The sequence below is a fragment of the Pseudoalteromonas sp. NZS11 genome (genome assembly GCF_015864765.1).
GTDB classification, from domain to species: Bacteria; Pseudomonadota; Gammaproteobacteria; order Enterobacterales; family Alteromonadaceae; genus Pseudoalteromonas; species Pseudoalteromonas arctica.
Genome location: NZ_JADYWP010000002.1, coordinates 164,765 through 183,460, shown reverse-complemented (window position 1 = coordinate 183,460; position 18,696 = coordinate 164,765). Strand labels below are relative to the sequence as shown.

Annotated in this window: 19 protein-coding genes; 8 read left to right on the top strand and 11 right to left on the bottom strand. The window is 39.7% G+C overall.

Going from position 1 to position 18,696, the window contains the following annotated elements:
• The first annotated feature begins 276 nt into the window (after positions 1-276).
• A complete protein-coding gene (locus tag I6E82_RS04570; RefSeq protein WP_197116927.1) occupies positions 277-1,443 on the top strand; it encodes an aldo/keto reductase in 1,167 nt (388 codons plus the stop codon).
• Positions 1,444-1,939: 496 nt separating this feature from the next.
• Here I6E82_RS04570 and I6E82_RS04565 read toward each other — a convergent pair whose 3' ends face one another.
• A complete protein-coding gene (locus I6E82_RS04565; protein WP_010552903.1) occupies positions 1,940-2,368 on the bottom strand; it encodes a PACE efflux transporter in 429 nt (142 codons plus the stop codon).
• Positions 2,369-2,458: 90 nt separating this feature from the next.
• Between I6E82_RS04565 and I6E82_RS04560 the strand changes: the two genes are divergently transcribed.
• The gene (locus I6E82_RS04560) at positions 2,459-3,340 is read left to right on the top strand and encodes a LysR family transcriptional regulator (protein WP_197116926.1); all 882 of its coding nucleotides are present in this window, start codon (positions 2,459-2,461) and stop codon (positions 3,338-3,340) included.
• Positions 3,341-3,376: 36 nt separating this feature from the next.
• On the opposite strand, the gene I6E82_RS04555 is transcribed toward I6E82_RS04560, so the two are convergent.
• The gene (locus I6E82_RS04555; RefSeq protein WP_197116925.1) at positions 3,377-4,279 is read right to left on the bottom strand and encodes a LysR family transcriptional regulator; all 903 of its coding nucleotides are present in this window, start codon (positions 4,277-4,279) and stop codon (positions 3,377-3,379) included.
• Between the two features lie 106 nt (positions 4,280-4,385).
• Between I6E82_RS04555 and I6E82_RS04550 the strand changes: the two genes are divergently transcribed.
• Positions 4,386-5,162 (top strand): DODA-type extradiol aromatic ring-opening family dioxygenase, encoded by a 777-nt coding sequence (locus tag I6E82_RS04550; RefSeq protein WP_024609280.1) that lies wholly within the window; start codon positions 4,386-4,388, stop codon positions 5,160-5,162.
• A gap of 80 nt (positions 5,163-5,242) precedes the next feature.
• A complete protein-coding gene (locus I6E82_RS04545) occupies positions 5,243-5,920 on the top strand; it encodes a haloacid dehalogenase type II (protein WP_002959247.1) in 678 nt (225 codons plus the stop codon).
• Between the two features lie 61 nt (positions 5,921-5,981).
• Here the strand turns inward: I6E82_RS04545 and I6E82_RS04540 are convergent, their stop codons facing one another.
• Complete coding sequence (locus I6E82_RS04540; RefSeq protein WP_197116924.1) at positions 5,982-6,857, bottom strand: LysR family transcriptional regulator; 876 nt, start codon at positions 6,855-6,857, stop codon at positions 5,982-5,984.
• Positions 6,858-6,983: 126 nt separating this feature from the next.
• Between I6E82_RS04540 and I6E82_RS04535 the strand changes: the two genes are divergently transcribed.
• On the top strand, positions 6,984-7,484 hold the full coding sequence (locus I6E82_RS04535; protein ID WP_002959229.1) for a lactoylglutathione lyase family protein: 501 nt from the start codon (positions 6,984-6,986) through the stop codon (positions 7,482-7,484).
• 202 nt (positions 7,485-7,686) lie between these two features.
• Here the strand turns inward: I6E82_RS04535 and I6E82_RS04530 are convergent, their stop codons facing one another.
• Together I6E82_RS04530 and I6E82_RS04525 are read right to left on the bottom strand one after the other, a co-directional pair.
• The gene (locus tag I6E82_RS04530; protein ID WP_076924881.1) at positions 7,687-8,229 is read right to left on the bottom strand and encodes a DUF6843 domain-containing protein; all 543 of its coding nucleotides are present in this window, start codon (positions 8,227-8,229) and stop codon (positions 7,687-7,689) included.
• Positions 8,230-8,239: 10 nt separating this feature from the next.
• Positions 8,240-9,070, bottom strand: a complete 831-nt coding sequence (locus I6E82_RS04525; RefSeq protein WP_076924882.1) for a hypothetical protein — start codon at positions 9,068-9,070, stop codon at positions 8,240-8,242.
• 265 nt (positions 9,071-9,335) lie between these two features.
• Between I6E82_RS04525 and I6E82_RS04520 the strand changes: the two genes are divergently transcribed.
• On the top strand, positions 9,336-9,779 hold the full coding sequence (locus tag I6E82_RS04520) for a GNAT family N-acetyltransferase (protein WP_076924883.1): 444 nt from the start codon (positions 9,336-9,338) through the stop codon (positions 9,777-9,779).
• Between the two features lie 316 nt (positions 9,780-10,095).
• On the opposite strand, the gene I6E82_RS04515 is transcribed toward I6E82_RS04520, so the two are convergent.
• A complete protein-coding gene (locus I6E82_RS04515; RefSeq protein ID WP_197111856.1) occupies positions 10,096-10,770 on the bottom strand; it encodes a hypothetical protein in 675 nt (224 codons plus the stop codon).
• Positions 10,771-11,026: 256 nt separating this feature from the next.
• Positions 11,027-11,602, bottom strand: coding sequence for a hypothetical protein (locus I6E82_RS04510; RefSeq protein WP_076924884.1), 576 nt, complete (start codon positions 11,600-11,602; stop codon positions 11,027-11,029).
• A gap of 275 nt (positions 11,603-11,877) precedes the next feature.
• On the opposite strand from I6E82_RS04510, the gene I6E82_RS04505 reads away from it, so the two are divergent.
• Complete coding sequence (locus tag I6E82_RS04505) at positions 11,878-12,810, top strand: ChaN family lipoprotein (RefSeq protein ID WP_197116923.1); 933 nt, start codon at positions 11,878-11,880, stop codon at positions 12,808-12,810.
• A gap of 66 nt (positions 12,811-12,876) precedes the next feature.
• Here I6E82_RS04505 and I6E82_RS04500 read toward each other — a convergent pair whose 3' ends face one another.
• The 4 genes from I6E82_RS04500 to I6E82_RS04485 are packed head-to-tail and all read right to left on the bottom strand — an operon-like array spanning position 12,877 to position 16,236.
• The gene (locus tag I6E82_RS04500) at positions 12,877-13,596 is read right to left on the bottom strand and encodes a HugZ family pyridoxamine 5'-phosphate oxidase (protein ID WP_165721994.1); all 720 of its coding nucleotides are present in this window, start codon (positions 13,594-13,596) and stop codon (positions 12,877-12,879) included.
• Positions 13,593-14,381, bottom strand: coding sequence for an ATP-binding cassette domain-containing protein (locus I6E82_RS04495; RefSeq protein ID WP_197116922.1), 789 nt, complete (start codon positions 14,379-14,381; stop codon positions 13,593-13,595). Before I6E82_RS04495 ends, I6E82_RS04500 begins: the two co-directional genes overlap by 4 nt.
• Positions 14,378-15,430 (bottom strand): FecCD family ABC transporter permease, encoded by a 1,053-nt coding sequence (locus I6E82_RS04490; RefSeq protein ID WP_165721992.1) that lies wholly within the window; start codon positions 15,428-15,430, stop codon positions 14,378-14,380. Before I6E82_RS04490 ends, I6E82_RS04495 begins: the two co-directional genes overlap by 4 nt.
• Positions 15,427-16,236, bottom strand: coding sequence for a heme/hemin ABC transporter substrate-binding protein (locus I6E82_RS04485; protein WP_197116920.1), 810 nt, complete (start codon positions 16,234-16,236; stop codon positions 15,427-15,429). The genes I6E82_RS04490 and I6E82_RS04485 overlap by 4 nt, the downstream gene beginning before the upstream one ends.
• 140 nt (positions 16,237-16,376) lie before the next feature.
• On the opposite strand from I6E82_RS04485, the gene I6E82_RS04480 reads away from it, so the two are divergent.
• Entirely contained in the window at positions 16,377-18,458 is a 2,082-nt protein-coding gene (locus I6E82_RS04480; RefSeq protein ID WP_197116918.1) for a TonB-dependent hemoglobin/transferrin/lactoferrin family receptor, read from the top strand.
• Positions 18,459-18,696: the final 238 nt, after the last annotated feature.

The window sequence follows — 18,696 nt, the reverse complement described above, 5'->3', positions numbered from 1 at the left end:
TATGTTGTGTAAATGAGTATTAAAGCGTGCACCAATTTGGAAGTTTGCTTTTTTATCAAGCTATTAAAGTGCACTATTTTGTGCATATTAAAGTACTGTACGAGTAAAGAAAATAATCATTCCTAAATGTTAATTAAAGTACGTGTTCAGCGCTCGTTAATTTAACCATCTTATTGATAATGTTGGTGTTTATTACTTTTCGTTCGCTTGAATTTGGTTGGTATTTATACTAGGTTATAGCGTAGATATTTAACCTTACTCAAGGAGAATAGTTACATGGTATCTCGCAGAAATTTTATTAAAGCAGGCGCTGCTTTAAGTTTAGGCTCTATTTTTAGTGCTTCAGCTTTGGCTGAACAACTAAAGGTAAAAATGTCTAACGGCAGTGTTATGCAAACTAAAGGATCAATAGATAAAAGCGCTGCTCTACCCACAAACGATCTTACTAACGCTAAGCATTATCGCCCAGAAGCAAGAATGGGCTTAGGTGGCCTTGCCGCTGGTAATGGCTTTAACACTATATCAAGCGATACAGAAATTTTAACAATGCTAAACGCCGCATGGGATTCTGGTATTCGTCATTTTGATACATCACCTTTTTACGGTTTGAGTTTAAGCGAAAGGCGCTTCGGTGATTTACTTCGAAACAAAAAACGTGAAGATTATGTTTTATCCTCAAAAGTTGGCCGCTTGCTTACTCCTTCCGCAGAGCCTTTAGAAAATAGCTGGCACTGGGCTGATCACTCACCTTTTCATTATAAATATGATTATTCAGCATCGGGTACACGTCGCTCTATAGAAGATACGCTACAGCGTATTGGTGTAGCCTCACTTGATATTGTTTATATTCACGATTTATCTCCACAAAATAGCGATATGGGAGATGATTGGCTTAAGTATTTTGATCAGGCAGCCAAAGGAGCTATTCCTGAGTTAACTAAAATGCGTGATGAAGGAATAATTAAAGGCTGGGGTTTTGGAGTAAATACACCTCATGCTATTTATAAAGCGCTTGATATGTCAGACCCCGATATTTGCTTACTAGCGCTGCAATATTCAATTTTAGATCATAAGCAAGCACTTGATAAAACCTTTCCTATGCTTGATAAACGAGGTGTTTCTGCGGTTATTGGTGCTCCGCTTAATGGTGGTTTTTTAGCTGGGCGTAATCGCTTTAATTATTCACCTAAAATACCTGGACCTATGCAGCAAAAATTTAACGCAATCAGCGAAGTTGCATCTAAACACGGGATTGATATTAAAACAGCTGCACTGCAGTTTGCAGAGGCGCCTTCAACGGTATCCTCAATTATTCCTGGCGCACGCACGGCAGAGCAAATTAAAGCTAATGTAGCCTCAATGAAAGTTACCATACCAAGCGAATTTTGGAGTGAATTGAAATCTAAACAGCTTATTGCAGAAAACGCCCCCATACCCACATAACAAAATAGGTGTGCCATTTGCTTGGCACACCTCGTTATAGCTAATGAGGTTGATTTTCAAGCAACGCTTAGTAGTAAGTACATTGATTGTTGGGCATTTGTATAAGCGCAGCTTGCTGGCGTTTAAAAACGAAGTTTTTAAACTTAGTTATTAGGTAGTCAAAAGCATTATTACGTGCCTATTACATATTACGTGCCTATTACATATTACGTGCCTATTACATATTACGCATATCGGTATCATGCAGCGCTTCATCCAGGTGGTGAGAGCGTGTGGAACATATCGAAAGAGCTAAATATATAAAGTAAAAAGTTACTGTAAACCCCCATTACAGTTAGCCGGTAAATTGTACAAATAGTAAATTAGCACTACTTAGTCAATTGAGCAGTGCTAATTGGTTTAATTAAAAACCACGTTTACCGTTATTTATTGCCATTGCGCTTTTGCCAAAACGATCTCAATACCCCACAACTTTGCTTTTATAAACTTAAAAATATCAAGCACATTGCGATTTATTAACCCATTTTTTGTAAGGTTGGTACTTATCGTACAACACATTAAAAATATACGTGTATATAAGTATAAAAACTAAAAAGCCAGCTTCTAATGCTGTAGCGGCTAGCCATGTAATATTTAAATACCAAGCAAGTATTGGCAGCGTTATAACCACCATACCCAGCTCAAAGCCACATGCATGCGTAATGCGGGTTACTAAACCTCGCTCGATTCGGTTATGCCCAACTATTTTATCAAACACTATGTTGTAAATGTAATTCCAAAGCATGGCGAAGATTGATAAACCAATACCTACTATTGCCATTTTTCCTGTTGCAAACCCACCAAAATAAGATGATGCAGGTACAACAAAAGATAATGCTATCATCTCAAATATTAGTGCCTGAAAAATACGTTCTGCTGTGTTCATATATAAATAACTTCTTAAGTTGATGACGATGGCTGTATTTTCATTCATTATAAAGATATGTGTTAGTTACTTAGTATCGGGAAAAGCGATATGTTTAGTATTGAACAGCTTCAAGCATTTGTGGCTACCGTTGAAGCTGGATCGTTTTCAGCTGCTGCGCGCGGTTTAAGTAAAGCGCAGTCGGTAATAAGCCAGCATATTATTAATTTAGAAATAGACTGTAATGCGACATTATTTGAGCGCACAGGGCGCTATCCACAATTAACCGAAGCCGGTAAACAGTTACTACCCCAGGCTAGGGCCGTGCTTAATCAACACCAGCGATTAACAAACTCTGCATTAGCACTAAACGAAAAAACACCAACCGAAATCACTATCGCACTTGACGAAGGGATCCCGTTTAAAACTATCGCGAGTATTATTAGCAAGCTGCAAAGTAAGTATCCTTACGTATCGCTTGAGTTTTTAAGTGCATCCAGCCATGACATAATTGACATGCTAAACAGCGAAAAGCCTATAACGGGTATTATTTTTAGTGAATTAAATATACCGAGTTACTTAGACTATGAATGTATTGGATCGGTAAAATTTGATTTATATGTTGCTAAATCGCACCCTTTAGCGGGGATCAGATGTGAAAATATGGATGGCCTTCGGCTACATCGACAACTTCTTCTTCGTTCTCGCAATACGCAAACAAGTAGCTTTCAGCTAAAAATTAGCCCAGAGATTTGGTATGCCGATAATTACTTTGTATTACTCGAGCTAGCAATACAAGGTAACGGGTGGTGCTTATTACCAAACCATGTAGCTGTAGATGCAGTACAAAGTGGTGAGCTGGTTAAACTTCCTCTTGAGTTTGAAGAAATGGGTTGGTTGGCTAATGTTGATGTATTACAGCATCAGCAACACAGTAATCAAGAGGTGTTTAAAGTACTAAGAAATTTACTACGGAATTTTTTAAAAATTTAGCTTTTATATAATGCCTGTTAAGCGGTTTACTTTTTATTACGCTAAATCCCAGTAAGGTGTATCGCCATAATAGCCACTAGTAAAATCAACAAATGCACGTACTTTACTGGGTAAAAACTGTCTGTTAGCGTATACCATATACAGTCCCATTGGGTCGGGTTCGTAGTCATTTAAAATGCGCACTACTTTACCTTGAGCCAGTGCTTCGCCAGCAATAAATGTGGGCTGCATAGCAATACCACCTCCCGCAATGGCTGTATTTAGTAGTAAGTCACCATTGTTAGCCACAAAGTTACTTTCAAGCTTTAGCTCGCTTTTTAACTCATTAACCCCAAATAATCGTTTTGTGGGCTCACTGTGGGAATAGCGTAAATAATTATGTGATTGTAAATCTAGCAGTGTTTGTGGCGTGCCATGGCGTTTTAAATAGTCGGGTGACGCAAACACCGCTAGGTGTATAGGTGCAATTTTTTTAGCTATCAACGTTGAGTTTTTTAATACGCCAATGCGCAGAGCAATATCAATACCCTGCTCTACTATGTCTACATATTGGTCTGTGAGCTGTAAGTCTAACTTTAAATTTGGATACTGCTTTTGAAAATCAACCAACAAACCTGCTAAATGCTTAGTACCAAACGACATTGGCGCACTAATACTAAGCACACCCGATACATTTTCGCTTAAGTTGTTTAGTGAGTTTTCCATGTCTTCAATATCAATAACCACCTGCTGACAACGCTGATAATATTGATTTCCAGCCTCTGTAACACTTACTTTTCGCGTTGTACGGTGTAATAAACGCGTGCGTAGATTATCTTCCAATGCAGAAATATATTTGCTGACTAACTGCGGCGAAATATCGAGTTTATCGGCCGCTTTTGAAAATGATCCTTCTTGCACAACGGCTAAAAAGGTCTTCATGGTGGTGAGCTTATCCATTTTTTAACAATGCTTTGTTGATAATGTATAAATAAGTATCATATTTATCGTCAAAATAGAAACTTATATAGTGTTTATAACACGTCTATTTGTTTAAGGTTTTAGTATGACTCAGCCTGCTTTATTTATATCTCACGGCTCGCCAATGATGGCTGTTCAGCAATCGGCTACGTCAGATTTTCTTGCATCATTAGGTCAAACGCTTAGTAAGCCTCGTGCTATTGTGGTGTTTTCTGCCCACTTTGATGAAGCGCACGATATAGTTATTACATCCGGAGATGCGCCGCATACTATTCACGACTTTTATAACTTCCCCAAGCCCCTGTATGAAATTCAATACCCAGCACCAGGAGACCCTAAGCTTGCTAATACTATTAGTGAGTACTTTTACAAAGCGGGTATTAAAACGGTGAAAAGTGCAGATCAAGGGTGGGATCATGGTGTGTGGATCCCGCTGCGCTTAATGTACCCAACAGCTAATATTCCCATTGTTCAGGTGTCTATTAACACGCGTTTAGGCGCTCAGGCGATGTATAAATACGGACAGTTACTTGCACCACTGCGCAGCGATAACGTATTAATTATTGGCTCCGGTGGTATTAGTCACAATCTACGTGAAATATTTAAAAGCCCTGCTACACCTAATCGTGTTCAAATGGTTAATGAGTTTACTCATTGGGTTGAGCAAAAATTAATAGCGCAAAACACCCAAGCGTTACTTAACTATTTAAATGAAGCACCTCATGCTTTATTTAATCACCCTAGCCAGGAACACTTTTTACCTCTTTTTGCAGCGCTTGGAAGTAGTGACGGTAAAGCAAAAAAAATACATGAAGGTATAGAAATGGATATTTTAGCACTCGATGCTTATAAGTTTTATTAATTTGAGCGTTCGTTCAAATTAAGTTAAGCTGTAAGCAAGTACTCTAAAACCAACTTAATTTATTTTATTGCGGAGCAAACATGGCAACTACACTTGCATTTGACGTATACGGTACGCTAATAAACACTCACGGCGTACTGTCCTTACTCGACGACATGATTGGCGATAACGCCCAAGCATTTTCAAATACATGGCGCGAAAAGCAATTAGAGTATTCATTTAGACGTGGATTAATGCAAAATTATATTCCTTTCTCGCTATGTACAAAACACGCACTCGATTACGCCTGCTTAGCGCACAAAACCGAGCTAAGTGAAGATCAAAAAGGGCAACTGCTAGAGCTTTATAAAACGCTTCCTGCGTTCGATGATGTAAAAGCAGGCCTTGAGCAATTAAAAGCGAAGGATTACCGTTTGTTTGCATTTTCAAACGGAGCTGCCGACGCAGTTCATACCTTATTAGAAACCGCTGGCATTAGTGAGCTTTTTGAAGGGGTAGTAAGTGCCGACGACGTTAAAACCTTTAAACCAAACCCAGGGGTTTATAGCCACTTTTTACGCGAAACCAATTCAACAGGCGCAAACACGTGGCTTGTATCAAGTAACCCGTTTGATGTAACCGGTGCCATATCGCACGGCATGCGCGCGGCGTGGATTCAACGATCTAAAGAATCTATTTTCGATCCGTGGGAAATACAGCCAAATACTATCGCAACCGACTTACTCGATTTAAAAGCAAAATTAGAAAGCGTTAACTAATTTTCTGTTCCCCCTTTTGCCTATGGTATTAAGTGCCGTGGGTGTAAAGGGGGTTTACGTTTTAACTATTTATTCCCGCCTTTATTAGCTCAATCACTGTATTCATACGTTTTGCCAACGGCCTATTTCGGTGATGGCACACATAAATAGATTCACTAACCGGACATTCTAAATGATGCGTTTTAATAAGCGCGGGCTTATTGAATGCGCCAACAGCATGAGCAGGTAATACCGTAAAGCCCAACCCTAAACTTACTGGTTCTAGTATTAAACTAATTTGGTTAGAAAATCCCGTACGTCTTATTTGGTCAATATGCTCAAACTCACTGTAGTTTTCGCTTAGTAGTAGCTGCGCATGATGGCTTGCATCGGGATGAGCAATAAACCCTAGCTCACACAGGGTTTGCCAATTAGGCATGTTTATACCTGCAGGCGTTACAAGTAGTAGTGGCTCTTGGCTTATTTTATGGCTGGTTAGTTCGCTAAATGTTGGAGCTTGAGTTAAAAACCCGATGTCGGCACTATGGTTTGCTACAGCTTGTTCAACACTTACATTGGGCGCAAAGCGGTAATCAATAATTAGTTCTTTATGCTCAGATTGCAGTGCTAATAATTGATTATAAAACTTTAAACCACAACTGCCCGGAGATTGAATCTTTACCGCTCCGCTGTACGGCGAATCATCTTTTAATTGTTGTTCTAAAAACTGCCAATCTTTAAGAAGTAGGCTGCCCTGCTGATATAAGTTTTGGCCCTGAGGAGTAAGAGAAAACTGCTTACCATGGCGCTCAAGCAAAGCGCAGTTAACTTGTTGCTCTAGCTTTTTAATGTGCTGACTTACACCAGATTGGGTCATATAAAGGCGCTCAGCTGTTTGGGTAAAATGATTTACCTCAACCAAAGTACAAAACGTATTTAACCATGTTGGATTTATCATTACAAAACGTACTCAAAATGATGATTAATGATAATTTTACTTAATGTTGGTCGATTCGTAAACTAACTCCATCAACTAGTCACAAGATAAGTCACAAGATAAGTCACAAGTTAAAGAGGAAGCATTATGAGTCATACATATCCACGTAGTTTTTCGCACATTGGTATTTCGGTTCCCGACGTTGAAAAAGCAGTCGAGTTTTACACTAAGGTTATGGGTTGGTACACAATAATGGAACCCACTTTAATTACCGAAGACAAAAGCCCAATTGGCGAAATGTGCACAGAAGTATTTGGCGAAAAGTGGGAAAAGTTTAAAATTGCGCACCTATCTACAGGGGATCGTATTGGTGTCGAAATTTTCGAATTTAAAAACCAAGAAAACCCAAAAGACAATTTTGAATACTGGAAAACAGGCATCTTTCATTTTTGTGTTCAAGACCCTGATGTAGAAGGTTTAGCTGAGCGTATTGTAGAAGCTGGCGGTAAAAAACGTATGGAAGCCCCTCGTTATTACTACCCGGGTGAAAAGCCGTACCGCATGATCTACATGGAAGACCCGTTTGGTAACATCCTTGAGATTTACAGCCACAGCTACGAGCTTATCTACAGCGCAGGCGCTTACTAGGTAGCACTTAGCTTAAAGCATTTAGCTAAAAACAAAGACCGCAGTATTTATTACTGCGGCCTTTTTGTTTATTCGAATAACTTTAGTGATTAGCGCATACTTTTTCATAGAATGAAGTAACAATATGATTTTTAAATCAAATTTAATATTACTATCGTGGAAGATGGTTAGCTCCGTATAGCTGCGATATTATTGAAGCTATTCAATGTTGACAAATATTATAAAAAAGTTTTTCGTCTATATTTTTTAGCTTGATAGCATCGTATATATTGTACAGATTCCTTCTGTCAGTCTGCTCTGCGTCCGTGCCCACCGTAAAGTTTTGATTTATCACAGTGCAGCCATATATTGGACCTGACTGTCCTAGCCCACCTACATAAACAGTTCTTTTGCCTGGCGAATCGTTATCTTCTAATGAAGAGTCTTCGCTTATAGGCGTTCTTTTACCTGTATCACTTACGTAAAAGTACTGTATTTGGCTAGATTCAATCCAGCCCTCGTTTGCATCCATCTGTGATACGAGTACACCTGATGGCGGTATTTTATATACACGAGAGTTTCCCTCGTATTTTGGTGGCTCTCCATTTGGGGCGTTAAATATTATGTACAAAGAGCCAACATACCCTTCAGGTATTAAGTAAATTGCAGGCTCACTTTTATTTATCTCAGTACAGCCTGATAGCCACGTTACCATTGAACCAATAAACAATATTTTTAAAAAGTGGGCTTTAAAGATGGGTTTCATAGAGTCGCCTTTACTTGGGGGAGCCATTAAAGCAATATTCTAAACTCGCTTTTTCTAGTAGCATACAATGGCCACTATTCGCTGGAATAGAAGTAAATCGGTAATTCCAATCGGCTATTTGATGAAAAGCTAATTTAGGATATTTATTTGCCTGTCTAAATAGTTCATCGCCGACAGTTCCTTTAAAACTACCATTGTTATTAAGCGGTAAACGCAGTGCGCTTGCAATCATTGGGTAATCAGCGTTAAGAGATAAGCTTAGTGGTGGCGCACCTTTTCGAACATGGATACCCAGTGAGATTGCTTGTCCACCTGGACCCACAATAAATGCTTCACAATTGGGGAAAGCATCGCCCGTAATATAAGTAACTATATCCATGTGACCGTTTACAGTATCAATGTCTATTATAATTTTATATTTAACATTTAAAGTTGGCACGTATGAAAAATCTAATCTTTCTTGCATCTCTGGAGAGCCAGGCATCGCGTGATTAACTCCTCCGTATTGGCCGTTTAACCGATACTGAAAAATACTATTAGTTGGAGGTTTGTCTTTGAGGGTAACACGTCCTTTTGGTGCTAAATTACCAGAATATATTCTTTTTTTATCTTCCCAAGGTGCTTTGGATGGATCTGATATTGTATCAACAGAATTAATTTTACCATTTTTTGTAGATAGCTGTAGACGATGCCAAATCCTTGAGGTTGTAGGTTTAATACCGCTAGGTTTAAGCGAAAACCCTCGATTATCCCCTTCAAACATTAGCCCTGACCAGCCAAAATCTTTTTCAGGATGAAATGATCTTATATTAATTTCGTAGTTTGCTAATTGAATACTCATAAATTAAATTCCATTTGCTATTATAAAAATCCGTTTCAATAATAGTAACACTAGCATTTAGTGATAACAACAGAGTAACAAATTAGGGTATGGGAAAACAAAGACCGCAGTATTTATTACTGCGGCCTTTTTGTTTTAGATAGCCGTGTAGAACATTATTTAGGCTAATTTAAGGGGGTATAAAAATCAATCTCTTCATTTATTTGATTATAGGTACATACACTGATAGCTTACTAATTACACAAAGTTGTACTGAAGGAAAAACATGAAACTGTCATTGGAAGATATCACCGCCGATAATTACGAAGCCATATGCGATTTAGAGGTTGCTAAAACACAAGAAGAATACGTAGCGTGTAATATGTGGTCGTTAGTTGAGTCGCACTACAATAGCGGGTATACCTGTAAAGCTATTTACCTAAATGGTGTGCCAGTAGGCTTTTTTATGTGGGTACAAGAAACCTCTGCAAAGGTTTCTATTTGGCGCTTTATGGTGGATCAAACTCATCAAAATAAAGGCATTGGGCGCAAAGCACTAACTATGGCAATTGAAGAGATTAAAACAACTTCTAAGCTTAAACAAATCGAGATTTGTTACAACCCGCTAAACCCTGTTGCTAAAGACTTTTATTCAAGTTTTGGGTTTGAAGAAGTTGGCCTCGATGAGGATGACGACGATATGTTAGCGGTTATTAAAATTAGTAGTTAACTCATCATAAGTAGGTCGCTAATTTTAAGGAATAATAATAGTTGTAAGGAAATACTCCTCAGCTAAGCCGACTTTTTTTGCCATATCACACCAGTTCCAACGCTTAGGGATAAGAAGTTTAATGTCGACAGGTATTTAAGCTGTGGTTGGAGTTCTTTTATAAGCGCTATCAAAGCCGATGACCTTCTATATTTAAATTAATAATCATCTCAGTGATTGCTAACGCTCGTCTATGAGGCGATTATGAGTGTTTTGCAACGAAGTTGCAGCGAATAATTGTCCTAGCCTAACCTGTTGGGCAGACATAAGGCGCTTGTTATAAATCACTTACATCCGCACCTGCCTGTTTGAACCTTTTAAGCATAAGCTGCTTGTAGTTTTCATTAGGCCAGTTTAATTCTGTATATTGCAAGTTATTAGCAGCTGCATTTGAAACTAAAAACTCAACACCATTAGTTATCAAGTTAGCCATTAAATAAATATACGGTTCATGATCTTCGTTGTAATCAACGGCTGTTATACCCCAACAATCATGAATGAATGGATCAATGACTTGATAAATAAATTTTCTTGTTTCTTCACTGCAACCAACATCCGATGGACTAGCAAAATGTTGAATGCTATTTCTTAAATAGCCAAACTTCTTATAAGCATCAATATTCTTTAGTTTTATACCAGTTGCTGCCCATAGCCTTTCAGGTAATTCAGAATATTGTATAGTTTTAGCTTTTTCAAAAAGATGTTTTAATCCTAATTTAGAATCATCAACTTGAGTAGACTTTGGAACTTGATCAAAAATTAGCAATGGATGTTCTTCTGCTATCCTCGCTTTAATCAATATTTCTGCGGCATGAGCTGCTTGAAGCACAGAAAGCTCTGGCCACATATGATTTTCAAAGCTCATATAATTCGCATGCCAATTAGCATGGGCTAATGCACTTGTCCCCAACTCAAACATATGGTCTGAAATTTCAGATAACTCGGAATTCAACACCGCACTCCTTGTGATTTATAACGAGACTGTAGAATAACTCTGACAGCCAAATTCAATTAAAAAAACGAGTTCCTGTAATTAACTTTGATCGTTTTTAAAGCATTTGGAACCCATAAAACAGGCTGTTTTTCTTAAAAAGAGTAATTCTACAGTCTCAACGCCTGCTTAAGCGAATAAAAATAGTTGACTATAATTGTGAATCAAAGTGGAACGTAACCAACAGTTTTTATTTCGTTTAAAGCTTGTTAGGTAATTATCTCATGCGATGTTCAGTCAGTTTTTTACCCGTACAATATTGATACAATGCATCCAACTCAGTATAAATAGGAGAAAGATCTTGTAAAGTAGACCCAGTAAAATTATCAATATCACAAACTGTCTCTTGGTTTTCATGAATAAAGTCGACTATTCTATTCCTCAAATGATGCAATTCAGAAAGTCCTTTATAACTTGCAATCAATTTTTTATACATCTTTGCATCTAACTCTGCAACATCTATTAGTAATTTAGAATGCAGTTCAATTTCAACTTTAGGGAACATTTGTCCAGTTCCATATCCTTCGGCATCAACTACCTCGAACCGCTCTGTTCCTGCAGGTGATATAGAATAATTGTAATGACCACCTTGCCCAGCCTCTCGGATTCTGTTCAGTGAAGATTTAAACTTTTTCCACGTCCATAAATTAAGTTCTAATTCTTCTTTCAATACAGCTTTGAAAGCAAGTAGCTTTCTTTTTTTTGCTCTAGACTTTCGGACTAACTCTAAGCTCTCTTTAATGATAAAAAGTGAAATCGCAAAAATCACCGTAATTGGTAATGTAATTTCCAATTTATACTCCAAATGTATTTGTCTAACAATTTTATAATACGCGAATCGAGTATACTTCTGCCGATGCTACGCTCATTTTTCTACAGTTTTAACAAATTACCTAAGGCATTGCTATCAAAAGCTATTTAATATTTACAAGCAAAGTTAAGGCATATAAATGCGCGTTTCGCTCATTTCCTTGATTATGTAAGTAAGCAGCAGTTTGGCTGGCTTAATAGGTATTACAATTATATGATATTGATAATTATTTGCATTAAAGAGTTTTAAAGGTGTGTATGAAAAAGTATATGTTAACTCTGGCGTTAGTTATGGGTTTGAGTGGTTGTAGCACAACAACTGTGCCGCCTGATAAAAGCTCATCGTTATATTACTCAGCACTTTATAATGCACAAGCAAAGCCTGTTAGCTCTGTATTATTAGAGCCCAAGCTATTAAATGCCGATGTGGTTTTAGTGGGTGAATGGCATACGCATCCGGGCGTGCATTTATTTCAGGCTGAGTTATTTGAGCAATTAAGCAAAAGTAATAAACGCACTGCGCTGTCGCTTGAGCAATTTAGCCGCGCGGATCAGCATACTTTAAACCAGTACGTTAAGAGTGAAATTGGTGAGCAATACTTAATTGATAACACCCAAGCGTGGCCTAACTACAAAAGTGATTACCGTGCGCTGGTAGAGCTGGCAAAAACGAACAATAGCGATGTAATAGCTGCAAATGCCCCTAAAAATATTGTTACCTGTATTGGCAGGCAAGGCATAAGTTATGTAAATAAACTTGATGAAACACAGCAGAGCTTCATTGCAGCCACTATGGATACCTCAGCAAGTGATTATAAACAACGTTTTATGACCTCAATGCACCACGGCTCGCCAAGTCAAAACGAAAACTATTATGCTGCGCAAGTTACCTGGGATGAAACCATGGGGGAGTCTATCGTTAACTATTTAAATAATCATAAAGATGCGCAGGTAATGCATATAGCGGGCGATTTTCATGTGAAAAATGGCGAAGGTATAGCGCGCGTTATTAAGCGTTTAGCGCCAGAGCTAAATGTTGTGTGGATATCGCCGGTTACAAGTGTGCAAGCTAACCAAACAGGATATCAGTTGCAAGTTAACCCTTTGCCACCCCGTTATGTACAAAAAGAACATCAGCAAGCCGCTTTTAAAGCGTTAGCCAAACGAGGCGAGCAAACAGCTTGCTTATAAAATAACGACATAGTTAGTGAATCTCTTAACCAGGGCTCAGGTTAACTATGTCGTCATGTATTTAGTTTAGTTATTTCGGGCTTGATTGGTTAGCGCAACCAGCGCTTTACGAACCTCTAACGGGCTGTTGCACTGGGTATTAAAGTTAATAAAGTAATTACGCTTTTGGCTTTGTATATAAAAACCAGTGGGTAATAGGCCGCTCATTATTGGGGTGTTATCAGCTACGCTGTAGTGCTGCATTAATATGAGCGACATAGCATCTTGATGGTCATCGTTCATGTGACTTATCATGCTTTGCTGCTGGTTTTCATCCCAGTTTTTTGCCTCGTATTGCCATTCGTTTTGCTCAAGCCAAAATATTTTGCCAAAACCGCCAATGTAACGCACACGAATTACGTCTAATTGCCATAATTGAAAGTTGTGCGCATTGCGATAGCTAGCGGCTTCGGGGTATAGGGCAATATAGTTATCAAGTAAAGTGTGTGCTTGCTCACTTGGCACAACAGAGCCATCACCTACGAGCGTTACGCGGCCGTGCTCGTTTTGATCGCCACTGTCGGCGGCGTCAAATACGGTAAGGCTCATACGTGAGTCGTGCTTTAGATTTTTAGTGTGCTGGGCTATATCGCTAATAAAAAAGTAAACACGGCCTTGTTCGTCGCACATATAGGGGGTTACTGAGCCAAACGGGTAGCCGCGTAAATTATTAGAAATAGTCGACATGACACCCGCATTGGTTTTGTAAACCAAGGTGCGTGCATCGTTTAATGCTTGCTCTCTCATAAAAACTCCTGACGTTGAGAAAAAACCATGGGTGCATCGTTATAAGGATGAGGATTTACGTGCAGTTTCATGGCGTACATTTGTTGTAAGTTTTGTTCTGTTAATACGGTGTTTATAGGCCCACTTTGCAACACTTTTTTGTTGTGCAGTAAAATAGCGTCGGTTGCATAAAGGCTGGCTAAATTTAGATTGTGTATTGCAATAATGGCGCTGTTGCCCTGCTCTACAAAGGTTTTAACGCAGCTGAGCAAAGCATGTTGGTGGCGCATATCAAGTGCTGATGTAGGCTCGTCGAGCAGCATTAGTTTTGGCTCAGCCGATTGTGTAAAGGCATCGAGCTGGGCTAAAGTACGCGCCATATGAACACGTTGTTGCTCTCCGCCCGAAAGCGCACTTACGCGGCGAGTTAAATACTGGTTTAAATCCATAATAGCGGCATATTTATGTACTTTTTCGCTTTGCATTTTTAATGACTCTACATACGGATAGCGACCCATTGCAATAAGCTCAAATACATTAAAATCAAACCCTACGTGGTTAGCTTGCATCATAACTGCGCGCTGTGTTGCAAGGCGTTTTTTAGCGTGAGAGGCCAGCGGCTTAGCATTAAAAAGTACACTGCCTGTAAAGGAGTGCATACCTGCTAAGGTATGCAGCAAGGTAGATTTACCTGCGCCATTTTCACCAAGTAGTGCGACAAGTTGCCCTTGTTTAGCGCTGCCATCAATAGCGTTTAAAACGCTGTGATTATCAAAGCCAACGCTTAGGTTGTTAAACGTGATCATGACCAACCTCGCTTATTTTTCACTATTAAATAAATAAACAATGGCGCACCCAATAGCGCGGTAATAATGCCAATGGGTAGCTCTGATGGCATGATCACAATGCGTGCTAGCCAGTCAGAAAGTAGCAATACCAGTACGCCAATTAACATACAAAGCGGCAGCATATTACGTAAATGCGGCCCCACCATTAAGCGGGCAATATGCGGGACTACCAAGCCAACAAACCCTATTAAACCGGTAAGCGCTACAACCGCACCTACCCCTAATGCAACGAGTATAATGACATACAATTTAAGCTTATTGGTATCTACTCCTAGGTACTGAGCTTGTGACTCGCCAATAAGGAGTAAGTTCATGGGGTTTTTTAACCGCCACAGGCCAACTAGGCTAATAAACAGTAACGGCACAGCTTGAATAATCGTGCTCCAGCTTGCTCCGCCTAATGAGCCCATGGTCCAATAATTTATTAATCGTAGCGCGCTATCGTCGGCAAAAAAACTCAGTAGCCCAATAACAGCGAATGCTAACGCGTTAATAGCGACTCCTACCAATATAAGTGTGGTGATATTAATTTGCCCCTGCTGCTTGGCAATAAAATATACCAGCGAGGTAACACCAAGCGCCCCTAAAAACGACGCATAAGGTAAATACAACTGAGCGTTAAAATTAAACTGCGCGCTAAGTGCAATAAACGCCACTGCAACCATTGCCGCACCTGCACTAATGCCAATAATAGATGGGTCTGCCAGCGGGTTACGGCAAAGCGCTTGGGTTGCCGCCCCTGTTTGGGCAAGTACCAACCCTACTAATACAGCAAGCACAAAACGCGGCAAACGTATTTGCATTACGACATTTATTTGCAGTGCATCAAACTGATTAAAGTACTCGGGCGCAAGCCAAGCAATAGCTAAACGCCAATCCCATCCTGCAGGGCCGTATCCTATGCTTAGTAGCGCCAAAGCAAAAATACAAACAGAGGCTAATAGCATCCATTTATGAGTTTGGCTAAGTATTATGGGCACAAAGCGGCTCAATGCTAGGGTATTCATAAGCGGGTTTTATACTCGTTAAGCTCATTAATTGCTGTGGCAATACGTGGCGACATGCCAAGCGAAAGCAGGCTATCCATAACAAGTAAGTTACAGCTTTGCGCAGCTTTTAATAAGCGTAGGTTCGGTTGCTTACAAAAAGCCTGCTTGCCGCCAATGCTTTGTACAACATGCTTTGGCGCAACTAAAAAGTCAGGCTGATTTACAGCAAGTACTTCGGTATTAATTACTTTAAAGCCTGAATGTGTAGCGCCTATATTAGTAATGCCCGCATAGCTAAATAATAAATTAGGGACGGTTTCTTGCCCTGCGGCAACAAGCCCGCGCTCATTAGCTGAGAGTAAAAATAGCGCGCTGTGTGTCTGCGCTTTTGCTTTTTCAGGTAATGAGTTTGTAATGTGCGTAATAAGTGATTGCGCTTTTTGCTTGGCGTTTAAGTCGGTACCAAGGCGTTTAATTAGCTCAAGTAGCTCATTAACTGAGGTCGGCTTTTTATAATGAATTAGCTTAACCCCTGTTGCCTCAATTTGTTTAAGTGCTTGGCTTCGCCCTGCTCCTTCAAGCGCTAACAAGGTGGTTGGGCGCATAGAAAGCACGCCTTCTGCCGCTAAATCGCGGTAATAACCCACTTGTGGTAATTGCGTAGCTTGCTGTGGGTACATACTAGATTGATCAACCGCTACAAGGGTACTTTGTTTGCCCAGTGCATAAATTATTTCTGTAAGGGTGCCGCCAACACTAATAACGCGCTCCTGTGCAAGTGCAGGTTGAGCGACTAAAGCAAACAATATAAATAGGTATTTCATTACAAACTCCGGCTTTTATTTTTCGGCTATTATAACTAGTTAAATCTAAATGAAAATGATTATCATAATTAATTGATCTTAATTTGACTTAGTTGTAACATCCTCGCCATAAATAATAACTATTATCATTTGGAGTTAAAATGAAGCCCTCTGCATTTAAATTTACTGCTATAGCAACCTTATTACTCGGATCGGGCACTGCATTTGCCGAAAACATAATTGACGATCATATTGTTGTGAGTGGCTCGCGCTTTGAACAAAAGCTTAAAGATGTAACAGGCTCAGTAACTGTTATTACCGAGCAAGATATAGAGCGCCAGCTAGCTGTAGATTTACAAACCATGTTTAAATACGATTCAAGCATTGCAACCACAGGCAGTGGTGCAGGCGCGCAAACACTTACTGTACGTGGTGTTGGTGGTAACCGTGTTGTATTTATAAAAGATGGCCGACGCACCAACGATGGTTATGCAGGCGGAGGGGGCTATTTAGTTGGCCGCAATTACTTTGATGTAGCAGGCGTAAAACAAGTAGAAGTAGCCAAAGGTGCTGCATCGTCTTTATATGGCTCTGACGCACTCGGTGGCATTGTGGTTATAACCACGAAAGATCCAAGCGATTATTTAAAAAATAACAGCAGCTATGTAAAAATGGCACTGGGGTATCAAGGTCAAAGTAACCAAATTGCTGCTGATATTACCGGTGCAAAAGACTTAGGCGACTTTGCAGTAAGCGCAGTTTATAGCCATCGCGACAGCGAAGAAGTACAAAACTACGACGAAAACTTACCCGGTTATGATGCAAAGTCGGACGCTTTATTAGTTAAATTTGAACAACAGCTTGATGAAAAACGCACACTTAAATACACCCTTGATTATTTTAATCAAACAATTGAGCAAGTTATAACCCCCGCCATTCAAGAAACCGAGGAAGACGACACTAGTTGGTCACTGGCGCTAGATTACCATTCAGAGGTAGCTACAGCTGCGTTTGATAAATGGTACGGGCAAGTGTCTTATAGTAGTTACGAGCAACAAAGTGATGCAATTAGTGGCGCAAGCACCTACACCGATTATAACGACTATCGTTTTGAGCAAAATATTTTAGGTTTAAAAGCGGTATTTAATAAAGGATTTAACGCAGAGAGTGCCGATCACGAAGTGGTATACGGGATTGATATCGATTTATACGACACCACTCGGCCACGTTTAAAAACGCGTGTTTTAGCTGATGGCACCGTTGATTTTACAGACCAAAAACAAAAAGCGTTTCCGGGGGCTGACACCTCTTTAATTGGCGCCTATGTACAAGACAGTATTTCTTTTAATAACAGCGCGTGGTCGGTTATTGCGGGCGTGCGATATGATTACTACACCCTTGAAGCTAAAAATGATGAGCTATACGCTGATGCGCAGCTTGACGATATTACCGAGTCTGCTTTTTCGCCTAAGCTAGGTGTTATATACCAAGTGGATGATAACTTATCGTTGTACGGGCAATACGTACGAGGCTTTAAAATACCACCACACGACCAAGCCTATCAAAGCCACGGCGTTGAGCCGTTTTATCAAATATTACCAAACGCCGATTTAGACCCTGAAAGCAGTGGTTCGTTTGAGCTTGGGCTAAGATACGCCAGCAGCGATATTAGCGTAAACTTAAGTGCTTTTTATGCAGCATTCGATGACTTTATTGAAACTGCAGTAGTGGGTGTTGAGCCAACGTACATTCCTGGCGTAAACAAAACTTTGTATCAATATCAAAATATTAGCGAAACACAAATAAGCGGTGTAGAAGCCGGAATTGCCATGTATGTCGCTGAAAATATACTACTTGAGGCAAACGTAGCCTACGTTGATGGTGAAAATAAAGAAACTGATCAGCCACTTACCAGCATTAGTCCGTTAAATGGCTCAATATTGTTAAGTACAGAGCTGGGTAATATTAACTGGACCGCTGCGTTGCGTTTAGCTAAATCGCAATCGGATGTAGTACTTGATGCAAACGATGATAAAACTACGCAAGGGCATGGTTACGGCGTTGTTGATTTATACGCAAATTACGAATGGCAAGCGTGGCAGTTAAATGTAGGGATACTTAACTTGCTCGATAAAGAATATGTACCTTTTGAGTTGATTGCAGGTCAATCGCAAAGTGCTGATTTTAGCCAATACACCCAACCTGGGCGTAACTTTTCAGCAAGGGTAAGCTATCAGTTTTAATTAGGGCTAAACAAATGGCAATAAACGCTGCATGGGTATGCAGCGTTTGCCTGCCACATATTTACTCAAGTCAAATTACTTAATGGTGAGTATATTCAGGTAAAGGGTTTTTAAATAGCTGGGGGCGTTTTTAAAACATGCCGTTAGTTTACTTGCAAGCGTTGTATTTATTGCGCTGTCGCACTCTAATTCCCCGTTATACTTCCCCCTAGTAAGCGGTACTAAGCTTAACGATTAC